2 protein-coding genes are annotated in these 775 nt (G+C 33.0%); both read right to left on the reverse strand.

All coding sequences use genetic code 11. From position 1 onward, the window contains the following. Positions 1 to 125 precede the first annotated feature (125 nt). Positions 126 to 455, reverse strand: a complete 330-nt coding sequence (locus L1D51_RS21600) for a hypothetical protein (protein ID WP_239964849.1) — start codon at positions 453 to 455, stop codon at positions 126 to 128. A 36-nt stretch (positions 456 to 491) separates the two neighbouring features. Continuing rightward, positions 492 to 775 (reverse strand): hypothetical protein (locus L1D51_RS21605; protein ID WP_239964850.1); only part of this gene is annotated, 284 nt, incomplete at its 5' end.

A 775-nucleotide genomic window follows, 5' to 3' on the forward strand; every position in this document is an offset into this window, starting at 1 on the left:
TTTTAAATCCTTATTATGAGTCAACACTTTGAGATATGCAGTACTCTATTCGTGATTATTTACTTAAGCACTAAATCTAAGAGACTTCTGGCATTAGATTCCTTCAATTTCAATGATTAAAGCTCTTAAAGTTGAATATGGAAAATTCTTGGAAATTTATCCTCACACTTATTTGAAGCAGAGTCAGAGAATCGAATCGTAACAGGCATTCCTGAAATTCTTGCCGTTAGAAGCATAGAGAAATTCTCTTTCAAAAACATATGGTTTTTATGTAGGATGTAATGATCATTTCTTTCACACAAACCATTTGTAAGGCTCATATCAGATAGCTTAATTAGATGACCATTATGCCCCTCCCAATTATTGATGAGTTTGATATTACCGGTAACATTAATATAGTCAGCAAAAACTTGACTTGAAAAGAGTAGTAACAAGCTGAAGAGTAGTCCTTTCATGGTATTTATCCCTAAATTCACAGTAAAGAATTAAAACTATTTTGGCATCAAATCTAGACGAGTGAGTATTGGTTTATTATGCTTTTCATCACAACCATTAACCCAGCCAGATATTTTTGTGTCAGCATGGTACGCAGCTAATAAACTTGCGAACATCTCAGAAAAGTGTTGGTTAGTTCTTTGTAATACAAGAGCGCTTTTATTAGAACACGCTTCTTCTGTCTGTACCACACCTTCAAGCTCAATCAATACAACACCAAAATCATGTAATATTACCTTGTTAACTTTGCTTTGGTAAAAACTATTATTTGCATATGAAT

The sequence above is a fragment of the Pseudoalteromonas shioyasakiensis genome (assembly GCF_022398475.1).
Classification (GTDB): domain Bacteria; phylum Pseudomonadota; class Gammaproteobacteria; order Enterobacterales; family Alteromonadaceae; genus Pseudoalteromonas.